The sequence below is a fragment of the Rhodothermales bacterium genome (assembly GCA_017643395.1).
Taxonomy (GTDB): domain Bacteria; phylum Bacteroidota; class Rhodothermia; order Rhodothermales; family UBA10348; genus JABDJZ01.
The window spans coordinates 137847-159921 of record JAEPNP010000006.1; the positions used below are offsets into that span (position 1 = coordinate 137847).

General features: G+C 63.4%; 18 protein-coding genes. 13 read left to right on the forward strand and 5 right to left on the reverse strand.

Translation table 11 applies throughout. The annotated features are described in order from the left end of the window. Positions 1–110 precede the first annotated feature (110 nt). On the reverse strand, positions 111–1370 hold the full coding sequence (locus JJ896_16820) for a HAMP domain-containing histidine kinase (protein ID MBO6781322.1): 1260 nt from the start codon (positions 1368–1370) through the stop codon (positions 111–113). A 321-nt stretch (positions 1371–1691) separates the two neighbouring features. Here JJ896_16820 and mdh point away from each other — a divergent pair, with 321 nt between their 5' ends. Together mdh and JJ896_16830 are read left to right on the forward strand one after the other, a co-directional pair. Continuing rightward, entirely contained in the window at positions 1692–2627 is a 936-nt protein-coding gene (gene mdh / locus JJ896_16825; protein ID MBO6781323.1) for a malate dehydrogenase, read from the forward strand. 126 nt (positions 2628–2753) lie between these two features. Beyond that, on the forward strand, positions 2754–3497 hold the full coding sequence (locus JJ896_16830; GenBank protein ID MBO6781324.1) for an FKBP-type peptidyl-prolyl cis-trans isomerase: 744 nt from the start codon (positions 2754–2756) through the stop codon (positions 3495–3497). A 26-nt stretch (positions 3498–3523) separates the two neighbouring features. Here the strand turns inward: JJ896_16830 and JJ896_16835 are convergent, their stop codons facing one another. Together JJ896_16835 and JJ896_16840 are read right to left on the reverse strand one after the other, a co-directional pair. Further along, positions 3524–5725 (reverse strand): carbohydrate binding family 9 domain-containing protein, encoded by a 2202-nt coding sequence (locus tag JJ896_16835; GenBank protein ID MBO6781325.1) that lies wholly within the window; start codon positions 5723–5725, stop codon positions 3524–3526. Between the two features lie 5 nt (positions 5726–5730). Then, positions 5731–6351 carry a porin family protein gene (locus JJ896_16840; GenBank protein MBO6781326.1) on the reverse strand — a complete coding sequence of 207 codons (621 nt, stop codon included), beginning with the start codon at positions 6349–6351 and terminating at the stop codon, positions 5731–5733. Positions 6352–6553: 202 nt separating this feature from the next. Here JJ896_16840 and ccoN point away from each other — a divergent pair, with 202 nt between their 5' ends. Genes ccoN through ccoS form a run of 8 tightly spaced genes read left to right on the forward strand, consistent with a single transcriptional unit; the run spans position 6554 to position 13783 of the window. After that, complete coding sequence (gene ccoN, locus JJ896_16845; protein ID MBO6781327.1) at positions 6554–8029, forward strand: cytochrome-c oxidase, cbb3-type subunit I; 1476 nt, start codon at positions 6554–6556, stop codon at positions 8027–8029. 2 nt (positions 8030–8031) lie between these two features. Continuing rightward, positions 8032–8751 carry a cytochrome-c oxidase, cbb3-type subunit II gene (gene ccoO, locus JJ896_16850; protein ID MBO6781328.1) on the forward strand — a complete coding sequence of 240 codons (720 nt, stop codon included), beginning with the start codon at positions 8032–8034 and terminating at the stop codon, positions 8749–8751. Next, positions 8751–8945 carry a cbb3-type cytochrome c oxidase subunit 3 gene (locus JJ896_16855; protein MBO6781329.1) on the forward strand — a complete coding sequence of 65 codons (195 nt, stop codon included), beginning with the start codon at positions 8751–8753 and terminating at the stop codon, positions 8943–8945. The genes ccoO and JJ896_16855 overlap by 1 nt, the downstream gene beginning before the upstream one ends. After that, a complete protein-coding gene (locus JJ896_16860; protein MBO6781330.1) occupies positions 8938–9534 on the forward strand; it encodes a c-type cytochrome in 597 nt (198 codons plus the stop codon). The genes JJ896_16855 and JJ896_16860 overlap by 8 nt, the downstream gene beginning before the upstream one ends. Further along, entirely contained in the window at positions 9531–10952 is a 1422-nt protein-coding gene (ccoG, locus tag JJ896_16865; GenBank protein MBO6781331.1) for a cytochrome c oxidase accessory protein CcoG, read from the forward strand. Before JJ896_16860 ends, ccoG begins: the two co-directional genes overlap by 4 nt. Next, positions 10949–11137, forward strand: a complete 189-nt coding sequence (locus JJ896_16870) for a hypothetical protein (GenBank protein MBO6781332.1) — start codon at positions 10949–10951, stop codon at positions 11135–11137. The genes ccoG and JJ896_16870 overlap by 4 nt, the downstream gene beginning before the upstream one ends. Before the next feature lie 5 nt (positions 11138–11142). Continuing rightward, positions 11143–13593: a heavy metal translocating P-type ATPase metal-binding domain-containing protein gene (locus JJ896_16875; GenBank protein ID MBO6781333.1), complete on the forward strand. Its 2451-nt coding sequence runs from the start codon at positions 11143–11145 to the stop codon at positions 13591–13593. Position 13594: 1 nt separating this feature from the next. Beyond that, positions 13595–13783: a cbb3-type cytochrome oxidase assembly protein CcoS gene (gene ccoS / locus JJ896_16880; protein ID MBO6781334.1), complete on the forward strand. Its 189-nt coding sequence runs from the start codon at positions 13595–13597 to the stop codon at positions 13781–13783. Here ccoS and JJ896_16885 read toward each other — a convergent pair. Beyond that, a complete protein-coding gene (locus JJ896_16885) occupies positions 13743–14381 on the reverse strand; it encodes a sulfite exporter TauE/SafE family protein (protein ID MBO6781335.1) in 639 nt (212 codons plus the stop codon). The two genes, ccoS and JJ896_16885, sit on opposite strands and share 41 nt — an antisense overlap. Before the next feature lie 6 nt (positions 14382–14387). Between JJ896_16885 and JJ896_16890 the strand changes: the two genes are divergently transcribed. Further along, positions 14388–15074: a DNA-3-methyladenine glycosylase 2 family protein gene (locus tag JJ896_16890; GenBank protein MBO6781336.1), complete on the forward strand. Its 687-nt coding sequence runs from the start codon at positions 14388–14390 to the stop codon at positions 15072–15074. A gap of 7 nt (positions 15075–15081) precedes the next feature. On the opposite strand, the gene JJ896_16895 is transcribed toward JJ896_16890, so the two are convergent. Further along, positions 15082–15783 carry a methyltransferase domain-containing protein gene (locus JJ896_16895; protein ID MBO6781337.1) on the reverse strand — a complete coding sequence of 234 codons (702 nt, stop codon included), beginning with the start codon at positions 15781–15783 and terminating at the stop codon, positions 15082–15084. Between the two features lie 121 nt (positions 15784–15904). Between JJ896_16895 and JJ896_16900 the strand changes: the two genes are divergently transcribed. Next, the gene (locus JJ896_16900) at positions 15905–18079 is read left to right on the forward strand and encodes a hypothetical protein (protein ID MBO6781338.1); all 2175 of its coding nucleotides are present in this window, start codon (positions 15905–15907) and stop codon (positions 18077–18079) included. Between the two features lie 26 nt (positions 18080–18105). Continuing rightward, positions 18106–22062, forward strand: coding sequence for a T9SS type A sorting domain-containing protein (locus JJ896_16905; protein ID MBO6781339.1), 3957 nt, complete (start codon positions 18106–18108; stop codon positions 22060–22062). Positions 22063–22075 lie beyond the last annotated feature (13 nt).

Below are 22075 nucleotides of genomic sequence, written 5' to 3' on the forward strand. Positions count from 1 at the left end.
CACGCATCATAGCTCGGAAGATATGTCACCCTGATGGCATAGCCGAGAGAACCGGCCATGTCCGGAGATCAACAGGAACAATCCCGGACCCGACCACCGCCGGGTTCCGCTTACGCAGCCCGTCTGATCGGTGTGACGGTTGCCTCGGTGATTTGGGGCATGGTGATCGCGAATCGGCTGCCCACGCCCTTCAGGCTCGAGGCGGTAAGCCGGCCACCGCTGGACTCGGCAACGCTGCGAGCGATTGTCAGTCCCAAGCCGATGCCCTCGTGCTTGCGAGAGTCGCCCCTTGAGCCCTGCTGGAATGGGGCGGCCAGTTCGGCAAGGCGGGCCTCGTCGAAGCCGACCCCCGTGTCCTCGACGGCCACGCGGACTTTTCCGTTGTCACACTCTACCGAGACGACCACCGAGCCCTTTTCCGTGTATTTGAGCGCGTTTTCCACCAAATGGGCAATCGCGGTCTCGATTGCCTCGGGGCTGGTGCGCACCCAGGCGTCCTCTTTGGTGGCGCGGTAAACGAAGCTGAGCCGTTTGTCGAAGGCCGTGGGACGCAGTCGGGATATCACCTTCTCCACGACCTGATGCACCTCAACGGGCTCCGAGACCAGCGAGGCCTCATGGTCCGTCAACTCGGCGTAAGTCATGAGCTGCTCCAGGGTATCATTGAGTCTGGTGCCCGCCTGTCTAATGGTGCGCGCAAACTCCCTGGCGTCCCCGTCAACCAGACCTTCCAACTCGGCCGCATAGCCCATCATCACCGTCAGCGGCGTGCGCAGCTCGTGGCGTACGTGGGCCAATTCCAGTCCCGGCAGCTCGACCGGCTTGAGTTCTTCCCGCGTGGCGGACCGCGTGGTGACCACCGTGATGCCACGCGTCGGCAGCACCTTGAGCAGGTAGACGCCCAGTGCCCCGCCAAAGAGCAGGATATAGGCCAGGAGAAGGTTTCGCGACAGGCCCTGCCAGGAAGCGGCAAGTCCGTTGGAGTTGACTGCCGCACCGGCCCGGAGTTCTGCAGCCGCCTTGCGCACGTACCAGCGCACATCGGCCGCCCTTCCTGGATCGCCACCAGCCAGTGCCACATGGTCGATGCGGTCCAGCCATGACCGGGCCCGCTCCACGGATTCGGCTGCAGGACCAGCGACTGCCGCCCAGGATGCCCATGCAGGATCGGTCGGCTCCATGCGCGAACCGCCGCTCGCCGCCAGTCGACCATCAAAGCGGGAAAGCGAGGCCAGGTCGCTGCTTGCTGCGGTGATTGCAGCGCGCTGGCCGACGACGGTGGCCATGTCGGCCGCAGACTGGATTGCAATGACGGTCACCGCGACGGCGATGCCGGCAATCCAGAGTCGAAGGCGAAGAGTTGCGGTCATGTGCTGAGAGGCAGGGGGAATAATGAACGGGAGGCAGCCGCGCTCATCCAAAGCCTGTGCCCAAGTGAGAATGGCCTCCGAGGCACGTGCTTCGAGCCCCGTGCAAGCCTGGCTGGCCCAAAATTCTGCCGCCCTGCGGCCATTCGTGCCGCGCGGGCCGCCGGGTAGCTGCCTTCGGCGATTCGCCACCGGCCGGGTTGCCCATCCTGCCAGGCCACGGCGCTCGACTGCCGGCAGGCGGCACATTTGCAGAATATTGGCACCTTGACAGCCCTGTAAGCAGCATTTTCCCGTTCGCTATCCCAGCCCAATCGAAACGCTATGAAAGTCACCGTTGTCGGCGCCGGCAACGTCGGCGCAACCGCCGCCGAATGCACCGCCCGCATGGATATCGCCGATGAGGTCGTGCTCATCGACATCGTCGACGGCCTGCCTCAGGGCAAAGCCCTGGACATGGCCGAAGCGGCCCCCATCCATCTGTTCGACACCAAGGTTACCGGCACGAACGACTACGCCGATACTGCCGGGTCGGATATCTGCGTGATTACCGCCGGCCTGGCCCGCAAACCGGGCATGAGCCGGGACGATCTGCTGGCGAAGAACGCCGCCATCGTCAAGTCGGTGACCGACCAGTTCGTGGCACACAGCCCCGATTCGATCATCATCGTTGTTTCGAATCCCCTGGACGTGATGACCTACGTGTCGTACATGTCGGCCGGATTCCCGAGCCATCGTGTGATGGGTATGGCCGGCGTGCTCGACACCGCCCGGTACCGTGCGTTCCTGTCCATGGAGCTCGGGGTGTCGGTGAAAGACATTCAGGCATTGCTCATGGGAGGCCACGGAGACACCATGGTGCCCCTGCCCTCCTACACCACCATCGGGGGCATTGCGTTGACCCAACTCCTCTCGAAGGAGAAGATTGACGCCATCGTGGATCGCACGAAGTTCGGAGGTGGCGAGATCGTCAAGCTCATGGGCACCTCCGCGTGGTATGCACCGGGCGCCGCAGCTGCCCAGATGGTAGAGGCCATTATCAAGGATTCCGGGCGTGTCCTGCCCTGCGCCGTCTGGCTGACCGGGCAGTGGGGTCAGGACGGTCTGTTCATGGGAGCGCCGGCGCGCCTCGGACGCAACGGCGTCGAGGAAATCATCGAGGTCGCGCTGACGGACGACGAGCGTGCCTTGCTGGACCAGTCCGCCCAGCATGTGCGGGACAACGTCGCCAAACTCGAGAGTCTGCAGGCCGCAGGCTGATCATCCGCCGCGTGTATGGACCCGTTCACCCGCTCGCCAGGGCGGGTGGGCGCGTCTGTGACCCCATCGTCCGAACCGCCCTGCACGAGACGAGTAGCCTCCGTGTCCCCCACACAGCAATTGATCATGCGCGTACCTGCCGTTCTGAGCCTTTTGGCGGCTTTCCTGTTTGTAGCCGGCTGCGATTCCGGAGGCTCGGGTGAAGAAGGATCGCTCGAGGTGCTGGATCTGTCTCCCGGATCCGGAGAATTGGTTGCCCTGGGGCAGACCCTCAAGGTGAACTATGAGGGGCGTCTGGAAGACGGCACCGTATTCGACTCCACCACCGAACGCGGTGAAGCCTGGTACTTCACCATGGTGGAGGGACAGGTCATTGAGGGTTGGCTGCTCGGCCTTCCGGGCATGGAAGTCGGAGGAACCCGTCGGCTCACCATCCCGGCCCATCTGGCCTTCGGTCGGGAGGGTCGGTGCCTGAGCGACGGCTCCTGTCCGGTGCCGCCGAATGCCACCGTCATCTACGAAGTGATGGTTGAAGCCATCGTGGATGACGTCATCGTCGATGTCGTCGCGGAGGGCGTGGGTGTCGCTGCCGAAGCCGGACGTCAGGTTGCTGTGAGTTACACCGGCACGTTCGTCGACGGTCAGGTATTCGATTCAACCGAGTTTTCAGGCCAACCGTTTGTCTTCACGCTCGGCACCGGACAGGTAATCCGCGGCTGGGATCGCGGAATCATCGGCATGCGCGAAGGTGGTGTGCGACGGCTGGTCATCCCGCCCCACATGGCCTATGGCTCGGTCGGTGTGCCTGGCAGCATCCCCCCCTACACCACGCTGAAATTCCGCGTGGAGATGATCAAGGTGCAGGACTGACGCTTTCGCGGGCGGACTTGGGTTCTCTACAGAACGTCAATCAGTCTGCTGTACTTGACGGTAATGCCGCGCTGTAGCGCCTCATCCAGCGCACCATCAAGATCGCTGGTCTGGTTGATTACGATGAAGAGGCCCGTGTTGGCCTCCTGCAGCCACCCCAGGCGCAGATTGGCGGACCAGACACCAGCCTGATCACTGTACTGAATCAGGCTTTGCAGGTACAGCCGGGGCGTGAATGAGTAGGAGAGCCGCGAGCGGTAAAGGTTTGTGGTGAAGCTGCCTGAAGGCAGATCGATGCGGTTGTAGCTGAGGCCGAATTCGGCAGTGAGCGCATCGCCCCTCCGCACCCGCAGGGACGGATTGAACGATACCCGATCGCCTCCGAAGAACCCGCCGGCGATGGTGCGCGTGTTGAGACTGATCGGCCGGCTTTGGTCCGTCCAGGCGATGATCATGGCCTCGCGATGGTCGTACGTATCCGGCGGCACCACGAATCCGTCCTGGATTTCGAATGCCTGCCGCACGCCCTCGCGCGTGAAGTTGATACCGGTGTGCACTTCATGGCCCGTCGGCCATTCCCAATGACTGTCCACGTGCAGGAAACCGGTTTCGTGGAACCCGTCCAGACCCCAGAATCCGCGGTAGCTGATGTGGGGACGCATTTCCAGGAGACCCAGGAAGTTGTCGGGTCGGATTGCGCGGAAGAGTAGCAGGGTAGTCTTGTGATAGGCACTCCGTCGCAGGAAACCCACCTCCGGATTGAAGCCTTCCCCTACACGGGTGTAGGCCGCAATCAACCGCCACACGTCATCCTGGTAATTGGCTTCGACATTCAGGCCCCACGGGTCACTATCGTCCCCTGGAGACACGGTGCGTGCCACGAATCCCTGCAGCATGCCGTACTGGCCCAGCCCAAGCCGGCCGTCTACCGCCGCCAGCCGGTTGTAATCGTTCGCTGGTGCCAGATCTCCGGTGCCCTCCCGATTCGTGATGAGCGCACCAAAGGAGGACCGGTTGGGCAACTCCCGCTGCACACGGCCGACGGTGAAGTTGTTTGCCACGAACTGCCCGTCTGACGAGCCGGTCTGCATGTTGAGCAGACCCACCCGGGTGTCTCCTGTCTGGCCACTGAGCCGCAGGCCGCCTACGATGGGCACCGCGACCCCGTTCTGAATGCCGATGCGGCGGCTGAAGAACAACTCCACTTCGGAGGGCTCGCCCACCGCAAACAGACCGGCATTCTCCAGGAAGAAGGGCCGCTTTTCCGGGAAGAACAGCGAGAAACGGTCCAGGTTGACCTGCTGCTCGTCCACCTCCACCTGGGCAAAGTCCGTGTTGTAGGTGGCGTCCAGCGTGAGGCTGGGGGTAATGCCGTATTTGAGGTCCGCCCCGAAGTCGGCATCTTCGCTTGTCACCGTTTGCGGGCCGGTGTAGTCGCGCTGGACCTGTCCCAGCGTGTAGGGCGTGAAGGTCAGGTTGCGCAGGGACGGCACCCGCAATCCCTCCAACGATCCGGCCACAGAGACGCGATACAGATTCCACGCGCGGGGAAGCGGAGACCAGAACGCCCGCTCGTTGCGGCGACGAATGTTGCGCTGGGCATTGAACCCCCAGACCTGTTCGGTATCGCTCGAGTATCGCAGCGTGCGGAACGGGATCGCGAACTCGGCGCTCCACCCGTTTTCGTCGACGGCCGTCCTGACCCGCCACGAGCCATCCCAGTTGACGTTGACACCGGCGCCGCTGCCGCCCTGTTGTCGGGCGTTGCCAAATCCGCCCTGGCCCTCGCGAGACACCTGAGCGTCAAACTCCAGCCCGGCGGGGCTGGTGCCGAAGACAAACCCGTTCTGCCCATCGCGATAGGTGTCCAGGATGAAACGAAAGCTGTCGGTGTCGTCAAGAGAGGCGTCCCGGCGAGCGTCGGTCGCAATCACGGCCGAGGGCTGCGAATCGAACAGAATGGCACCCACATACAACGTGTCCGCGGTGTAGGCGATGCGGACCTCGGTGCGCTCGGAGGCCGGACTTCCAGCGCTCGGCTGCGTTTGCCAGAAGTCATCACTTCCGCCTACAGCGTCCCAGAATGGATCAGCCAGGACGTGGCCGTCCAATACCGGCGTGCCTTCCATGAAGACCGCACTGTAGACGGGGCGGGATGCTTCATCCTGAGTCTGGGCGCTGGCCGAAACCGTGAGAGAGAGCAGGAGGGCGAGGGTAAGACAGCGCATGAGGTTCAGAATGCGGAAGCGACTCCCAGCCGGAACGGGACCAGTCCGGTCCGCTCCTCAGCCAAGATGATGTGGTACGAGGGCTCGGCATAGAGCCACACCGTGTCGGAAAGGTACCACGCAACACCCGCTCCGAGCCGCAGTCCGGGCACGGTTTCATCCTCCCTTGTCGCGGGAGCAAACGTGAACACGCATGTCGGCTGCCCGGGACACACGTCTTCCGGATTGTTCACCGTCAGGAGGAGCTCCTTGATCGATACGCTGTGCAGCCCCACACCCACGTGCAAGTAGGGCCTGAAAAAGGTGCCCCGCTCGAACTCCAGGCGAAGTCCGGCCTGAAACGAAGTCACCGTGTACTCCCCCCCCGAAATGTCGATATCGGCTCCTACAGCCAGCAGTTTGTCTCTACTGAGTGGCAGGGACACGTAGCCCAGCCCTGCCGTTACCTCAAAGCGATCGGCGAAACGGCGGCCAAGCGCCACATCAAAGGTAGGCCCTCGCTGCCACCAGTCCACAACGTCTCCGGGCCCGGCAGTGAAGCCGACGCCGCTACCCACATACACCCGGGTATCTTGTGCGGCGGCCGGGAGGACCATCAGCAAGGCGAGCAGCGGAATCAGGCGCATCGGGGGTCTGGGCGGGTTGATGTGCTGTAGGGTAACCCCCCACAAACGCCTTGCGCAATCCAGTACACGGCCTCGCGGGGGGTACCGGCATAGTGCCCTGGAAGGTCGGGCGATCATTGCACCGCCGGGACACAGCAGATGCGCAGAGTCCCGGTCCGGCCGGAGAAACCGGTCCTTGCCCGTCCAACAAGCCCAACCCCCGATGCAGGTTACCACCACGGTGCCCGAAGGCACCCTGACGGACCCCAACGTGGAGGTGTATCGCTACGACGAACGGATCGTTCGCATGTTCGTCATCGCCACCTTCGTGTGGGGCTTCGTCGGCATGCTCGTCGGCGCCCTCATCGCCCTCCAGTTGCCCTACTGGCAGGCCAATCTGGGTGAGTACCTCACCTTCGGCCGCCTGAGACCGCTTCACACGAATGCGGTCATTTTTGCGTTTGCCGGCAACGCCATTTTTGCGGCGATCTACTACTCCACGCAGCGCCTCTGCAAGGCGCGCATGGCCTTCGACTCGCTGAGCAAGGTGCACTTTTGGGGGTGGCAGGCCATCATCGTGGCGGCGGCGATCACGCTGCCGCTCGGCATCACCACATCCAAGGAATACGCCGAACTGGAATGGCCCATCGACATCGCCATCGCGGTCGTCTGGGTGATTTTCGCCGTCAACTTCTTCACCACGCTTGCCCGCCGCCGCGAGAAGCACATGTACGTGGCGCTGTGGTTTTACATCGCCACCATCATCACGGTGGCCGTGTTGCACATCGGAAACAGCCTCGCCATCCCGATCAGCTTCACGAAGAGCTACCCCATTTACGCGGGCGTGCAGGATGCGCTGGTCCAGTGGTGGTACGGTCACAACGCGGTGGCCTTCTTCCTCACCACGCCCTTTCTGGGCCTGATGTACTACTTCCTGCCGAAGGCCGCCGAGCGCCCGGTCTTTTCCTATCGGCTGTCCATCGTGCATTTCTGGAGCCTGGTGTTCATCTACATCTGGGCCGGCCCGCATCACTTGAACTACACGGCCGTGCCGGAATGGGCGGCGACCCTGGGCATGGTCTTCTCCGTGATGCTGTGGATGCCCAGCTGGGGCGGCATGATCAACGGCCTGTTCACGCTGCGCGGCGCATGGCACAAGCTGCGGGACAGCGTGGTGCTCAAGATGTTCGTCATAGGCATCACGTTCTACGGCATGTCCACGTTCGAAGGGCCCCTGCTGTCCATCAAGTCGGTCAATGCACTGAGCCACTACACGGACTGGACCATCGGCCACGTGCACGCCGGAGCGCTGGGTTGGAACGGCTTCATGACCTTCGGCATGATCTACTGGCTGCTTCCACGTCTGTGGCGCACGCCTCTCTGGTCCGACCGCCTCGCCAACGCCCACTTCTGGGTGGGCACGATCGGCATGCTGCTGTACGTCATGGCGATGTACTCGGCCGGCGTGACCCAGGGCCTGATGTGGCGCGCCTTTGACGAGGCCGGTCGCCTGCTCTACCCCGACTTCATGGAAACGGTCATCCAGATCGTGCCCATGTACTGGGTGCGTCTGATTGGCGGCACCATGTATCTGGTGGGCGTGGGCATGATGGGCTACAACATGTACAGAACCATCAAGAGCGCGCCCAGAGAACTGCCTGACCCCGCGTTCGCAAGCCCGAAAGAGGTGGCCGCATGAGCATGCATCGCAAACTGGAAGGCTGGCCGCTGGTGTTCACCATCCTGGTGACGATCAGCATCCTGGTTGGAGGCGCCGCCGAGTTCATTCCCATGGTGCTCATCGAGGACAATGTGCCCGAAATCAGTACCGTTGAGCCATTCACGCCCCTCGAGCTGGCGGGTCGCGACATCTACATCCGCGAGGGATGCGTGGGCTGTCACTCGCAGATGGTTCGTCCCTTCCGACAGGAACTGGAGCGCTACGGCCCCTACGGCCGCCCGGGCGAAACCATCTACGAACGACCGTTCCTCTGGGGATCCAAGCGCACCGGCCCGGACCTTTCGCGGGTCGGCGGCAAGTACCCGGATCTATGGCACGTGCGGCACTTCGAGGATCCGCGCTCGACGAGCCCGAACTCCATCATGCCGAAGTACGACTGGCTGCTGCGCAAGGACGCCCGGCTGGATGACCTGCCCACCAAACTGGCACGTCTGCGCGTGCTCGGCACGCCCTATTCCGATTCGCAGGTCGATGGCGCCACGGAGCTCGCCCGCCAACAGGCTTTCGACATCGCACGGCGCATCGAGTGGGCCGGAGGTCCGCCCCAGCTGGGCGACAAGGAGGTCGTAGCCCTCATCGCCTACCTGCAGCGCCTTGGACAGGACATCCGAGCGGCCGGGATCGGCACACAGGCTGCGCTACCGTCCGAAAACACTCTCGCCGGCACGGAGGTCAACTGATGGTACGTGAACTACTCGGAGCGATTGAAACCGGCGCACTTGCGCAGGTAGGACTGCTGGCGTTCGTCGTGGCCTTCGTGGCCATCGTCATCTACGCCTTCAGCCTGAGCGGAGCCGACCGCGAGCGGGCAAAGAACCAGCCGCTCTCGGACCCCGAACCACACATTCAGACCCCGACTCCTACCCATGGCTGACAAACCGCAGGAAGATGTCGTCATCCAGGACCACAACTATGACGGCATCCGGGAATATGACAACCCGATGCCGGGCTGGTGGCTGTGGATCCTGTGGGCATCCATCATCTGGGCTCCCATTTACATCCTCGGCCTGCACTTTTCGGACGTCATTCCATCGTATGAAGAGGACCTGGCGGCCGGTCAGGAGGAAATCGCCGAACGCCGCCAGGCCTGGGAGGCCGCGAACCCCAGTTTTGAGGCATCGGAAGAAGCCCTGGCCGTCTATGTGGGCGATGAGCAGGCTGCCCTGGCAGGCGCCGAACTCTTTGCCACCAACTGCGCGGCCTGTCACGGACCGGCCGGCGGAGGGCTCATCGGGCCGAATCTGACGGACGAATACTGGATACACGGAGCCGGCAACGAGGCAATTTTCCAGGTCATCTCGGACGGCGTGGTCGCAAAAGGGATGGCACCCTGGGGGCCGATTCTTTCGGCTGAGGCCCGAGCACAGCTGGTCGCTTTCATCCGCAGCATCGAGGGTTCCAACCCCGATGGGGCCAAAGGGCCGGAAGGCACTTCCGTCACGCAGGCCGAAGGCGCAGGGTGAGCACGGTCCCGGATATCCTGGAATCCCCGGAGGAGGTTCTCTCGACCCTGAGGAGGGACGGCAAGCGCCGCTGGCTGTATCCCGTGGAGAGTGCCGGTCGGTTTCTCCGCCAGCGAAAAGTGGTCGGCTGGATCCTCATTGTGACGTGGCTCCTCCTGCCCATTATTCCCATCGCCGGACGCCCTGCCGTACTGCTGGATGTCGTGCGTCGCGAGTTCGCGCTGTTCGGGCTGGTGTTCTACCCAACCGACACTGTGCTGCTCATGGCCTTCCTGATCGGCATGATCACGCTGGTGATTCTTGCGACGGCCATGCTGGGGCGTGTGTGGTGCGGCTGGGGATGTCCTCAAACCGTGTACCTCGAGTTCATTTTCAGGCCCATCGAGCGCTTTTTCGAAGGCCGTGAGGTCACTCGAAAGCGCCGCGATGAAGGCCCCGCCTCCTGGGATCGTACCCGCCGCAAGACGGCCAAATGGACCGCCTACACGCTGGTCTCCGTCGTGCTTGCGCACACGTTTGTGGCCTACTTCGTTGGGTGGGACAGCCTTCTCGAATGGATGACAGGCTCCCCGCGGGAGCACTGGGGCGTGTTCGTGCTCATGGCAGCCACAACAGGACTGATCCTGTTCGATTTCGGCTACTTCCGCGAGCAGATGTGCACCATCACCTGCCCGTACGCCCGCATGCAGTCGGTCCTGCTGGACCCGGATTCGCTGATTGTGAGCTACGATCCCGGGCGGGGCGAGCCGCGCGGCAAGCCCAACAAGAAGGCCATCGCGGACGGGTCCGTGGCGGCACTCGGCGACTGCATCGACTGCGCGGCGTGCGTTCGGACCTGCCCCACGGGCATCGATATTCGGGACGGACTGCAGATGGAGTGCATCGCCTGCACCCAGTGCATCGACGCCTGTGATGCCATCATGGATCGTGTGGACAAACCCCGGGGGCTCATTCGATACACCTCCGAGAATGCGCTGGCGGGCAAGACAGTGCACCGATTGCGACCGCGCACCGTGCTGTACAGTCTGCTGCTTGTGATAGCGCTGAGCGCATTCACGACGGTCGTCGTATCGCGACAGGACTACGACGTGAATGTGGGCCGGGTAGCCGGACAACCCTACTCCCTGGTGGGCGATGAGCAGGTTGCCAACCGGCTGCGTTTCCGGGTGCGAAACCAGACCCCTGGCACCTCGGGATTCTCGGTGAGCATGGTCAACCCGGCCGGCGAAGTGCGCCCGGTAGGCACGGTACCCGTGCTCCTTGAACCGGGAGAGATGAAACGACTCGAAGTCTGGGCCCTCCTGCCCCAGGCCGCGCTCGCCTCTGACCGCATGGACGCCACGTTCCGCATCGACTTCCGGGACGGTTCCAGCCAGACCGTCACCTTCCCATTCCTCGGCCCGACGCTGACTCCATGAAAATCCCTGCGCACATTGCCTGGCCGCTTTTTGTCGTCGCATTGCTGGTCTCCGGCATGGCCGCCGGCCTTTCCGTGGTCTACTTCGCCCACTCGGATGGGGGCGTACAGGTCGTGCGAGACGAACCTCGTCCCGGGCTGGCTCCGGCTACAGACAGCTCCGAAGCGGCCCCCGCGCGGCAGTGAGTAGCATGCCGGCCTGCGCACACTGCGACCTGCCGCTGGGTCGGCACGTGGTGGATGAGCAGTTCTGCTGCGCATCCTGCGCGGCCGTTAACCGCCTTCTGCACGCATCCGGACTGGCGGACGACTTCTACAAGCTCTCGGGGATTGCCACTACCGGGCCGCGCCCTGCTGCCTCTGCTCGCGGATCCAACCACCTCCAGTTCGACTCTGAGGAGTTTCTCGACGCCCACACCACGCAGACCGGCGAGGGTTCGAACCGGCAGGCCGAGTTGTTCGTGGAGGGTGTGCACTGCGCCGCCTGCGTCTGGCTGCTGGAACAGTTGCCCCGGCAGATCCCATCCGTGCGCAGCGCCAGGCTGGACCTCTCGCGAGCCCGTCTGGCGCTGACGTGGGACCAGCATGCCGCCCCACTGTCGAAGATCGCCGATTGGACCTCGGGATTCGGCTACATCCTGCATCCAGTCGAGGCCCAGGAGTCCGTGCGACGGGACGAGGAGCGGCGACTGCTCCGCCGGGTGGGCCTTGCATGGGCCCTGGCGGGCAATGTCATGCTGCTTGCATTCGCATTTTACGCAGGGCTGGCGCCATCGGAGGGTCAACTCTTCGAAAGCGCACGCTGGTTGAGCCTCATTCTGGCCGCACCGGCGGTATTCGGCGCAGGAAGCTCGTTTTTTCAGCGAGCAGCACGCTCCGTGCAGGCTGCCTTCAGGGATCGAAACTGGAGGCATCTGGACATGGACGTACCCATTGCACTCGGTCTTGCAGTGGGCTTCGCGGACTCCACGGCATCCGTCTTCGCCGGACACGGAGAACTCTGGTTCGATTCGCTGACCGTACTCACGGCGGCCTTGCTCACGGCCCGCCTCCTGCAGCTGCGCGCCAGGAACGCAGCCGCGCGTGCCGCCGGTGACCTCGCCGCCTCCGTGCCTCGACGCGCCCGGCTCGCCGGAGACGGTCGCACGGTATCCGCCGGGGCCTTGAACAGGGGCGCGGTGATCCGCGTGCTTCCCGGCGAAGCGTTCCCGGCCGACGGCACCGTGACGAGGGGTGCCAGTTCCGTGGACGCGTCCGCGATGACAGGTGAATCCCGCGCGGAGCCCATCGCGCCGGACTCTCGGGTGCTGGCGGGCACGGTTAACCTGTCCCGACCGGTGGACGTGCGTGTCGAGGCCACAGGATCAGCCTCCAGGCTGGGCGGCCTGCTGGCGACGGCCCGTCATGACGCCAACCGAGCTCCGGTCGCACTGACCGCCTCCAGACTGGCCGCCCCGTTTGTCGCCACGGTGCTGGCTGCGGCCGCGCTGACGCTTGCCTGGACGCTTGCCCATCAGCCATCAGAGGCCGTGTCCCGCGTTGTCGCCCTGCTCGTAATCACCTGCCCGTGCGCGTTGGGCATGGCAACGCCGCTGTCCATGGTCGTGGCGATGGGCCAGGCCGCCCGGCGGGGCACCTTCATCAGGCATGAGGCTGCCGTGCAGACGCTGCATCGCGTCGACACGGTGCTTCTGGACAAGACAGGAACGCTCACCGAAGGCACCCCGAGCGTGCTGTGGTTTCGCGGGTCCGAAGACGCCCTCGCGATGGCCGCTGCGCTGGAACGCGGTGTGCCCCACCCGGTGGCGCACGCGGTCTGTCAGCGCGCAACCAGCACGCGATTTGAGGCGACCGGGACGACTGTGATTCCGGGAGCCGGCGTCGAAGGCACGGTTCAGGGCCGGCAGGTGCAGGTTGGCTCGCCCGATTGGCTGGGCGGCATGCGGGACCCGAATAAACTCGCTTCCCGTGCAGCCGACGTCGCCGCGGCAGGGCTGACTCCGGTGCTGATAGCGGTGGACGACGTCATTACGGCCGGTCTCGGCCTGGGCGATGGGGTGCGCGAGCGGGCCCCGGAGGTTGTAAGCGATTTGCGTAGCCGCGGCATGCGTATTCAGCTGCTCTCCGGTGACCACCCGGAGGTTGCTCGATCCGTGGGCATGCAACTCGGCCTCAAACCGGACGAAATTGAAGGTGGTGTCTCTCCGGAGGACAAGAAGCAGCGCATCCGCCGGCTTCAGAGTCAGGGCCGCACCGTCATGATGGTCGGCGACGGCCTCAATGATGCGCCGGCCCTGGCAGCGGCCGATGTCGGCGTCTCCATCGATGCCGGCAGACGTGATGGCCGATTTGCGGGGGACATCGTGCTCACGCGAACGGATATCGCCGAAGTGCCTGTCCTCCTGGATGGCGGCACCCGCACGCTGCGCACCATATATGGCGCGCTGGGCTTTTCAGTGCTCTACAACCTCGCTGGCGCGGCAGCCGCCGCGACCGGCCTCGTCACCCCATTGGTCGCGGCCATAGCCATGCCCATAAGTTCCCTGGCCGTCGTTCTGGCTGCGGCCCTGCATCGGCCGTTTCGAGGCGCACCTGTCAAACGGAGCCTCAGGTCCGCCACCAACTTCTCAAGGGCCGCCTGACATGAACATCCTCTTCGTGCTCATTCCCCTCGCCATTCTGCTGGCCGGCCTGTTTGTAGCTGCATTCTTCTGGGCGGTACGGGCCGGCCAGTTCGACGACACGGCCACGCCCGCCGTGCGCGTCTTGCTGGAAGACAGGGAACTGCCGGTCAGTGCATCATCGGAGGCGACAGACCGCGCCAGAGCGTAACGAGCGCGAATACCACGACCAGCCAACCTCCAGCACGGGTGACCCACCGGCGGCGCCCGGGGGTAAGCAGGTCTGTGCCGACAGCCACCAGACCGAGCGCCGGAAGCGTGGCAACACCAAACGCAAGCATGCCGACGGCAGCAGGCACAGGTGAACCCTGCTGGGCAGAGGCCAGCAAGGCCGCGTAGACCAGACCACACGGCAGGAATCCGTTGACCAGCCCGAGAAGGAAGGGCCCCCGGATGCGCCCGGCCCCACGCACGCGAGTCAACACGGCACCCATCCAGGCCGTGAGCCGGGACGGCATCGCCCATCTGTCCGGCAGGACACCGGCCGTGGCAAGTCCCATGACTAGTAGCAGGGCCCCCACCAGGAGTGCCAGTGCCTGCTGACCCGGGGCCACCGACATGATGCCGTGACCGATCAGACCGACGATAGCACCCAGCACTCCGTAGGTCAGCGTCTTGCCCAGTGCGTACATGGACCACCACCCGGTACGACGCCCCAGAATTGAGAACCCTCCACACATGCCGAGGCAGTGGGCGCTTCCGAACAGGCCCAACAGAAAGAGGGCAGCAAGATCAGAGGAGGCAGGCAACAGGTGATGTCGTCGTTCTGGCAGTGGAATCTATTCCGGGCGCGCCACGATACTGCGCCCATGCCGGATTATCCGTTCAATCCACACGACGCCCTCGCGCACCTGCGAGCCGCCGACCCCGCCCTCGAGGCCGTCTTTGACGCGGTGGGCCCGTTTTCGATGCGTTATCAGCCGCTCGACAACGTCTTCCACGCCCTGATGCGCTCGATCGTGTACCAGCAGCTGTCCGGTCGAGCCGCAGCGACCATCTTTGCACGGGTCGAGGCGCTGTTCAGCGGAGAACCGACGCCCAAGGCCCTTTCGAGACTTCAGGATGCCGACCTGCGCGGTGCAGGCCTGTCTGGTGCCAAGACGCGCGCGCTGCGATCGCTGGCAGAGCACGTGCTGGACGGCACGGTGCCTGATGCGAGCACACTGCGCGGGATGGAAAACCAGGAAATCCGGGAACGCCTGACCGTGGTTCGGGGGGTCGGCGTCTGGACCGTCAACATGATGCTGATGTTCAGGCTGGGCAGACCGGACATCATGCCTTCCGGCGACCTCGGCATCAGAAAAGGGTTTGCCCGACTGCGCGGCATGGACGACCTGCCTCCTCCAAAGCATCTCGAGGCGGAGACGCAGCACTGGAGTCCCTGGCGCACTGTCGCCTGTTGGTATCTCTGGCGACTGCTGGAAGTAGAGCTTCCAGACTGACGGATCGCTACCCCAGCGCCTTCTGAAACACCAACACGTGCTGCTGTGGGAGGGCATCGAGGTTTTCGATGAACTCAAAGCCGACGGATTCGACCTCTCGACGCGCCTGGGCTTCCGTCATTCGGTGCCTGTCGGCAACCGGGATGGTTGGATCCTCACCCCGGTACTCCACCAGCACCAGACGCCCCCCGGGACGAAGCGCATCCAGCAGGCTGTTCAGCATGTCTTCCGGGTGGGAGAATTCGTGGTAGGACACCACGATGAGCGCAAGATCGATGCTCTCCGGGGGCAGATTGACGCTCCGGACATCGCCAAGCACAGGCTGAACGTTTCTGAAACCCGCCTCCGAGGCCCGGCTCCGGACCGTGTCCAGAAGCGCCGGAGCGAGATCTACTGCAAACACACGCCCATGGGGTACCTCCGGAGCCAGCCGTAGCGCGTAGTAGCCGGTGCCCGCGCCAATATCCGCGACGCGGTCTGCAGGACCGAGCCGCAAGGCGGCAATGAGTCTCGCAGGCATCTCGCGCACGTCCCTGTCCGGTCGGTCGACACCTTCCTGATAGTGCTCGCTTTCCAGTACCTCGGCGATCTCCCTGCCCATAAACGTCTGAGGACCCGCGGCCTGCGCCGTCTCGGCAGGCTGCACCTCATCCCCGCCCGCGCCACACCCGGAGATTAACAAACCGAAAAGCAGAAGTAGTCTGTGCATAACGAGACGGGTTTGGGGGTTGCACCCGAGGAGGATGTCCTCCATCTTCCGGACTGAACCAACGGCACTTCTGCCGTCAGCGGCCCGGGCCGCCTACCCACCAACCCTGGTTTTCGCGCGAATGACCCGATCGGTTTCGGCCGTTCTCATGTTTGTTGTTGTCCTGCCGTTTTCAGCGATGGGGCAGTCGTTTGAGGAAGCGGTCGTAGACATCGGTAATGTTGGACTCACGGTCACCAACGCCGGTTTCTTCGGTCGGGCCAACGTTCGCAATAACCCGAGTGGGCCTCCCTCCTTCGAGTACCCGCTGGATTCCGGGGTCGAACACCTCTTCGAATCGGGACTCTGGATTGGTGCCATCCGCTCGGATGGCATCACCACAGTGCGAACCGGAGCGGTAACGGTATCAAACGGGTATCGCCCTGGCTCCACGGGCTACGAGTTCGCCCAGTCCACGCCGATTTTCAGAAGGTCCCGGCTACCGGAATCGGACGCGTTTGCGAGCGCAGCCATCAGTCACCTGGACTACATGGCAACGTTTGAAGATACCTCGGCAGTTCTGCCCGGGACTTCCATCCAGATGCCCGATCCCCAGGGCCAACTGGGTGCCGAGGTGTCCATGATCAGTCACGCGTGGAATTTCCCCTTCACGGAGTACTTCGTGCTAGTGAATTTCGACATCGTGAACATCAGCGATGTGGCGTGGGACTCGGTGTACGTGGGTCTCTACCACGACCTGGTCGTCCGCAACATCAATACCACCACGGAAACGGGCGGCGCGTTCTTCAACAAGGGTGGATTGGGGTATCTGGACAGCCTGACGACCTCCTACGCGTTCAATGCGGGAGGCACGGAAGAAACCGTCAATACCTACGGGGCGATCGGATTCCTTGGAGCCGAATGGAAGGATCCGCGCACCGGCCAGCGCCGGTTCTTCCACCCCAGTTTGGGTGACGAGTACGAGGCCGATGGCTACTCCAGACCGGCCGTGAACCCAAGGTGGTGGCTGTTCAGTGGCGGAACGGACGTGTTTACCCGCCCTGCTTCGGACCAGGACAAGTACGACAGGATGTCGACGCCCTATCCGGATCCGCGAAGCTTCCAGTCCGACGACGAATACCAGACAGCCCTGGTCGCCTGGCGAAACCGCCTTCGCACGGACGGACAAAGCGCCACGGGCAACTGGATCGGTCTGACCCCGTCCGGGCCTTACCCCACAGTGCTCCCGGGAGACACGTTGACCGTGTCATTTTCGTTTGTCGGCGCGCTCAAACCTGACGAATACCAGGGACAGGGCGGAAAACCCGTCGACACCGAGGACAGTCGCCGCATTCTGATCGGCAACCTGGAGTGGGCACGACGGACGTATGCCGGCGAGGATACCAATTACAACGGCCGACTCGACCTGGGCGAGGATGTGAACGCCAACGGCCGTCTGGACCGTTACCTCATTCCGGAGCCACCGTCCTCACCGCGCCTGCGGGTTGAGTTCGAGACAGAAACCGACGCTGCCACCGGACAGCAGGATTCCCGGGTGGTTCTGTACTGGGATCGATCGGCGGAAGAGTTCGTGGACCCCGTGACGGGTATCCGGGATTTCGAGGGATACCGCATCTATCGCACGAATCCGGGCGATGACCGTGGAGGAAATATCCTGGATCGCGCCAGCCTCGTGGCGCAGTTCGACCTCGAGGGCAACCGCGCGGGTTTCAACAACGGCTTCCGGGAAGTGGCGCTGAGTTCGCCGGTCACGTTCGAGGGCGACCCGAATGAGTACTGGTACCGGTTTGAGGTGGACAACCTGCTCAACGGATGGCAATACCTGTTTACGCTCACCGCCTTTGACACCGGGGATGAGGAAGCCGGACTTCCGTCGTTCGAGTCCTCCCGCGTCGCAAACGCCACGCGAGTATTCCCGGGCACGCCCAGTTCCGATGGATCGCTCTCGGTGGGTGTCTACCCGAATCCTTACCGCGCCAATGCGGCCTGGGACGGCGGCACCAACCGGACCCGCCGCCTGAACTTCTACAACCTGCCGCCGCGCGCCGAGATCAGGGTGTACACCCTGGCTGGAGAGATCGTGAAGGAAATGCTGCACGAGGCAGATTCCTACATCGGCGACATCCGCTGGTACGACCAGTTCAGCGCCGAAAACCGACGTCTTCCGGGAGGTGAACACTCCTGGGACATCCTATCCGAGAACTCGCTCAACATCGCTGGAGGGTTGTACCTCTACACGGTGAAGGATCTGGATACTGGTGATATCCAGCGTGGCAAGTTCGTGATTATCAAGTAGCCCAAAGCACCCACCCTCACATCGCCATGGTACAGAGAGTTACAGCGCTGTTGACACTCCTGGCATTTGTCGTCCTGCCCGCGTTGGGTCAGACGACGGTGCGAGACATCAACGCGATTTCGCAAGACAACATCAATCAGCTAGAGGCGGCCGGCGCAAGCCTGGATCCAGGCTCTATCGCCGGGTTGATTTACGCCAACCCCACCGTCGGTACCGAGGTGACCATCCGGGCGGTGGTCATGACCGACCCGTTCAGTTCGGGACTTGCCAACGTCGGAGACGGCGGCCCCAACCGAATCCACGTTTACGTCCGTGATGTGAATGCGGCTACGATGGGCAACGAGGGCATGGGTATCCAGCTCGTGGACGGCAACTATCAGACCTCCGGGTTGATCAACACCACCATCGGCGACGTGATCGACGTTACGGGTGAGGTGTCTCCGTTCGGCACCTCGATGCAGTTGGCCCCGACCACGGTCACGCTGCTGGGCTCGTACACCGACCAGAACCTGGATGCTTCCATTCTCGATCCGGTGACCGTCACCACGGCCGACATGAACAAGGCCCTTGACGACGGCGTCCAGGTGAACTGGAGCAACCTCGCCGACCTGAACGGTCAGTATGTACGTCTGGAGGGGGCCACGGTGACCATCCGGGACATCTCCACCGACCGTCCGAACTGGCTGGTCTCATCCGATGGGGGCACGACGCTCGCTTCGTTCTACGACATGTCCCTGCGCTACCGGAATGACCGCAGCGACTATCCCAGTGGCTGGAATACGCTCGACAATGACTTCGTGCCGCCTCCGGCCGGAGCCACGGTCAACGTGCAGGGTTTTGTCGTCTTCCAGGGCGATGACCCGTTCAACCGCGCGATTCCGCAGGGCTCCGAGGCTCTGCTGAACTTCGTGCCGTTTGCCGATTCCGACCTCGAGATTACTGAGAGCCCGCCGGCCGTTTCGAACCTGTCCCGCCCCGATCGTGTGCCAACGACCAGCGGCGTGGTCATCTCTGCCGATGTGGCCGTCGACCAGTCCCGTACCCTCACATCGGTCGAGCTCGTGTACACCACGTCCGACAACGCCACCGAACGCACGGTCGCAGGTGCGCTCCAGTCCGGGAATACCTACATCTTCCCGCTTCCGGCCCAGGCCGACGGCGTGTTCATCACCTACTGGGTGCGCGCAACCGACAACACCGGCGCCACGTCCCCGGTTCAGGAGCCCATTGCAAGCACACGGTTCCTGACGAACGGCATCACGCAGGTCTCGCACATTCAGCAGACCGCCGATGGGGGCCCCGGGGACAGCCCGTTCACCGGTCTGACCACTGATATGGACCTCACCGTCACGGTGATGACCCAGACCTCGGTGTCCGGCATCCTCGCGGTGCAGGATGACACGGGCGCATGGGGCGGCATCTTCATTCGGGGAGCTTCGGAGACCGACGGGCTGAACGAAGGCGATGTCATCAACATCACCAACGCCCAGATCGAAGAGCGCTTTGGCCTGACCCGCCTGCGGGATCTCACGTTCACCGTGACATCGACCGGCGGAACGGCGCTCGGCGCATCGGTCATCACCACCTCCGCTCTGCAGGATGCATCTGTGGCTGAGGCCTATGAAGGCATGATGGTCCGCTTCGAGGGCATCGAAATCGGCACCAACCAGGCCGACGGTTCCCGGGACTTCGGCGAGTTCACCGTGACTGACGTCGGCGCGGACGCAGAAGTCCGGGTGGACGACGACTCCGACGCCTTCCCCGAAACCTTCAACGACGGCCTCCGGGCCGGCCAGCGCTTTGCCGCGATCAGCGGTACCTGGGGGTACAGCTTCGGCAACTACAAGCTCTGGCCTGAGTCTCCGGACGCGCTGGAAGAGGTTGTGATCGGCTTCTCGGTTCGTGACATCAATGCCATTTCCCAGGACAATATCACGGCCCTGGAATCGGCTGGTGCTTCCCTCGACCCGGGATCCATCGCAGGTCTGATTTACTCGAACGCTACGGTTGGCACGGAAGTGACCTTCCGGGCTGTCGTGATGACAGACCCGCTCAGTTCCGGCCTCGCCAACGTGGGTGATGGTGGTCCGAACCGCATCCACGTCTATGTGCGTGACGTCAATGCGGACGCGGCCGGACCCGATGGAATGGGCATCCAGCTTGTCGACGGCAACTACCAGACCTCCGGGCTGATCAATACCACCATCGGCGACGTGATCGAGGTGACGGGCGAAGTGTCTCCGTTCGGAACGTCCATGCAGCTGGCGCCCACGACGGTGACATTGCTTGGCTCCTACACGGACCAGAACCTGGACGCCAGCATCCTGAACCCGGTCGTGGTTACGTCTGCGGACATCAACAAAGCCGTCGATGCCGGAGTGCAGCCCAACTGGAGCAATCTCCCGAGCATGAACGGGCAGTTCGTGCGGTTTGAGGACGCGACCGTCATTGCGCGTGATATCTCGACCGACCGTCCGAACTGGTTGATCTCCACTGACGGCGGCGCGACGGTTGTGAGCTTCTACGACATGTCGCTCCGGTACCGGAATGACCGCTCAGACTACCCCGACGGCTGGAATACGCTCGACGACGACTTCGTGCCGCCGCCGCCGGGATCTCGGGTAAACGTGCAGGGATTCGTCGTCTTCCAGGGCGATGACCCGTTCAATCGCGGTATTCCCGAGGGCTCCGAGACCATCCTCAACTTCGTTCCCTTCGCGGACGCGGATGTCGAGATCACGCAGTCGCCGCCGCTGGTGACCGGACTGACCAAACCCGACTTCGTGCCGGGCGCGGACCCGATCACTGTGACTGCCAGCGTTGCTGCCGACCCGAGTCGCTCGCTCGACACGGTCGAACTGGTGTACATCACCTCCGACAATGCTGCCGAGCAGACCACTCCGGGTACCGACAACGGGGACGGCACTTTCAGCTTCACCATCCCGGCCCAGGTGGACGAGGTATTCGTCGTGTATTACGTGCGGGCGACCGACAACACGGGTGCCTCCTCCGTTGAGTTCGAGCCCTCCGATTCCTACCGAGTGCTCGCAAACGGCATCACCCGGATCTCCCACGTGCAGCAGACTCCGGATGGCGGCCCCGGCAACTCGCCATTCGTGGGAATCACCGCGGACATGAACATCACGGCAACCGTCGTGACGGACCCGGGCACCTCCGGCCTGACCGCCATCCAGGATGACTCCGGTCTCGGCGCCTGGTCCGGTGTTGTTCTGCGCGGGTCTTCCGCGACCGACGCACTGCTTCGGGGCGACGTGATCCAGATCACGAACGCGCTCATCGAGGAGAGATTCGGTCTCACCCGACTGAGTGATCTGACGTTTGAGGTCGTGTCCACCGGTGGCGCATCGCTCGACTACAAGGTCGTCTCGACGGAGGCCCTGCAGGATGCCTCGATTGCTGAAGCCCACGAGGGCATGATGCTGCGCTTTGAGGGCGTCGAGGTGGGCACCCCGCAGGCCGACGGTTCAAGAGACTTCGGCGAGTTCACGGTCGGTACCATTGGCACGGGCGCCTACGTGCGCGTGGACGATGCTTCGGACCAGATCTCCGAGGAGTTCAACGACGGCCTGGCAGAGGGTCAGACCTTTGCCTTCATCCAGGGGCTGTGGTCCTATACGTTCAGCAACTACAAGCTGATGCCGGAGACCATGGACGACATCGGCATGGGCGGTCTGTCCAACGAAGCCGACGGTTTGCCGGTCGACTTCGAGCTGCACGCCAACTACCCGAACCCCTTCAACCCGGCGACAACCATCCGGTACGACGTGGCCGCGACCGAAATGGTCAGGCTGGAGGTGTTCGACGTGCTGGGCCGTCGCGTGTCGACGCTCGTGAACAACCAGCAGACCCCCGGCAAGTACACGGTGGACTTCAACGCACGTGACCTTGCGTCCGGCGTGTACGTCTACCGCCTCGAGGCCGGATCGCGTGTGTTTACACGCACCATGCTCCTGCTCAAGTAAGCGAAACCGGCAT

Coding starts and splice junctions, on each gene's coding strand:
- JJ896_16820 (MBO6781322.1), bottom strand. CDS start 1,370: ATGACCGCAACTCTTCGCCTTCGACTCTGGATTGCCGGCATCGCCGTC.
- mdh (MBO6781323.1), top strand. CDS start 1,692: ATGAAAGTCACCGTTGTCGGCGCCGGCAACGTCGGCGCAACCGCCGCC.
- JJ896_16830 (MBO6781324.1), top strand. CDS start 2,754: ATGCGCGTACCTGCCGTTCTGAGCCTTTTGGCGGCTTTCCTGTTTGTA.
- JJ896_16835 (MBO6781325.1), bottom strand. CDS start 5,725: ATGCGCTGTCTTACCCTCGCCCTCCTGCTCTCTCTCACGGTTTCGGCC.
- JJ896_16840 (MBO6781326.1), bottom strand. CDS start 6,351: ATGCGCCTGATTCCGCTGCTCGCCTTGCTGATGGTCCTCCCGGCCGCC.
- ccoN (MBO6781327.1), top strand. CDS start 6,554: ATGCAGGTTACCACCACGGTGCCCGAAGGCACCCTGACGGACCCCAAC.
- ccoO (MBO6781328.1), top strand. CDS start 8,032: ATGCATCGCAAACTGGAAGGCTGGCCGCTGGTGTTCACCATCCTGGTG.
- JJ896_16855 (MBO6781329.1), top strand. CDS start 8,751: ATGGTACGTGAACTACTCGGAGCGATTGAAACCGGCGCACTTGCGCAG.
- JJ896_16860 (MBO6781330.1), top strand. CDS start 8,938: ATGGCTGACAAACCGCAGGAAGATGTCGTCATCCAGGACCACAACTAT.
- JJ896_16870 (MBO6781332.1), top strand. CDS start 10,949: ATGAAAATCCCTGCGCACATTGCCTGGCCGCTTTTTGTCGTCGCATTG.
- JJ896_16875 (MBO6781333.1), top strand. CDS start 11,143: ATGCCGGCCTGCGCACACTGCGACCTGCCGCTGGGTCGGCACGTGGTG.
- ccoS (MBO6781334.1), top strand. CDS start 13,595: ATGAACATCCTCTTCGTGCTCATTCCCCTCGCCATTCTGCTGGCCGGC.
- JJ896_16890 (MBO6781336.1), top strand. CDS start 14,388: ATGTCGTCGTTCTGGCAGTGGAATCTATTCCGGGCGCGCCACGATACT.
- JJ896_16895 (MBO6781337.1), bottom strand. CDS start 15,783: ATGCACAGACTACTTCTGCTTTTCGGTTTGTTAATCTCCGGGTGTGGC.
- JJ896_16900 (MBO6781338.1), top strand. CDS start 15,905: ATGACCCGATCGGTTTCGGCCGTTCTCATGTTTGTTGTTGTCCTGCCG.
- JJ896_16905 (MBO6781339.1), top strand. CDS start 18,106: ATGGTACAGAGAGTTACAGCGCTGTTGACACTCCTGGCATTTGTCGTC.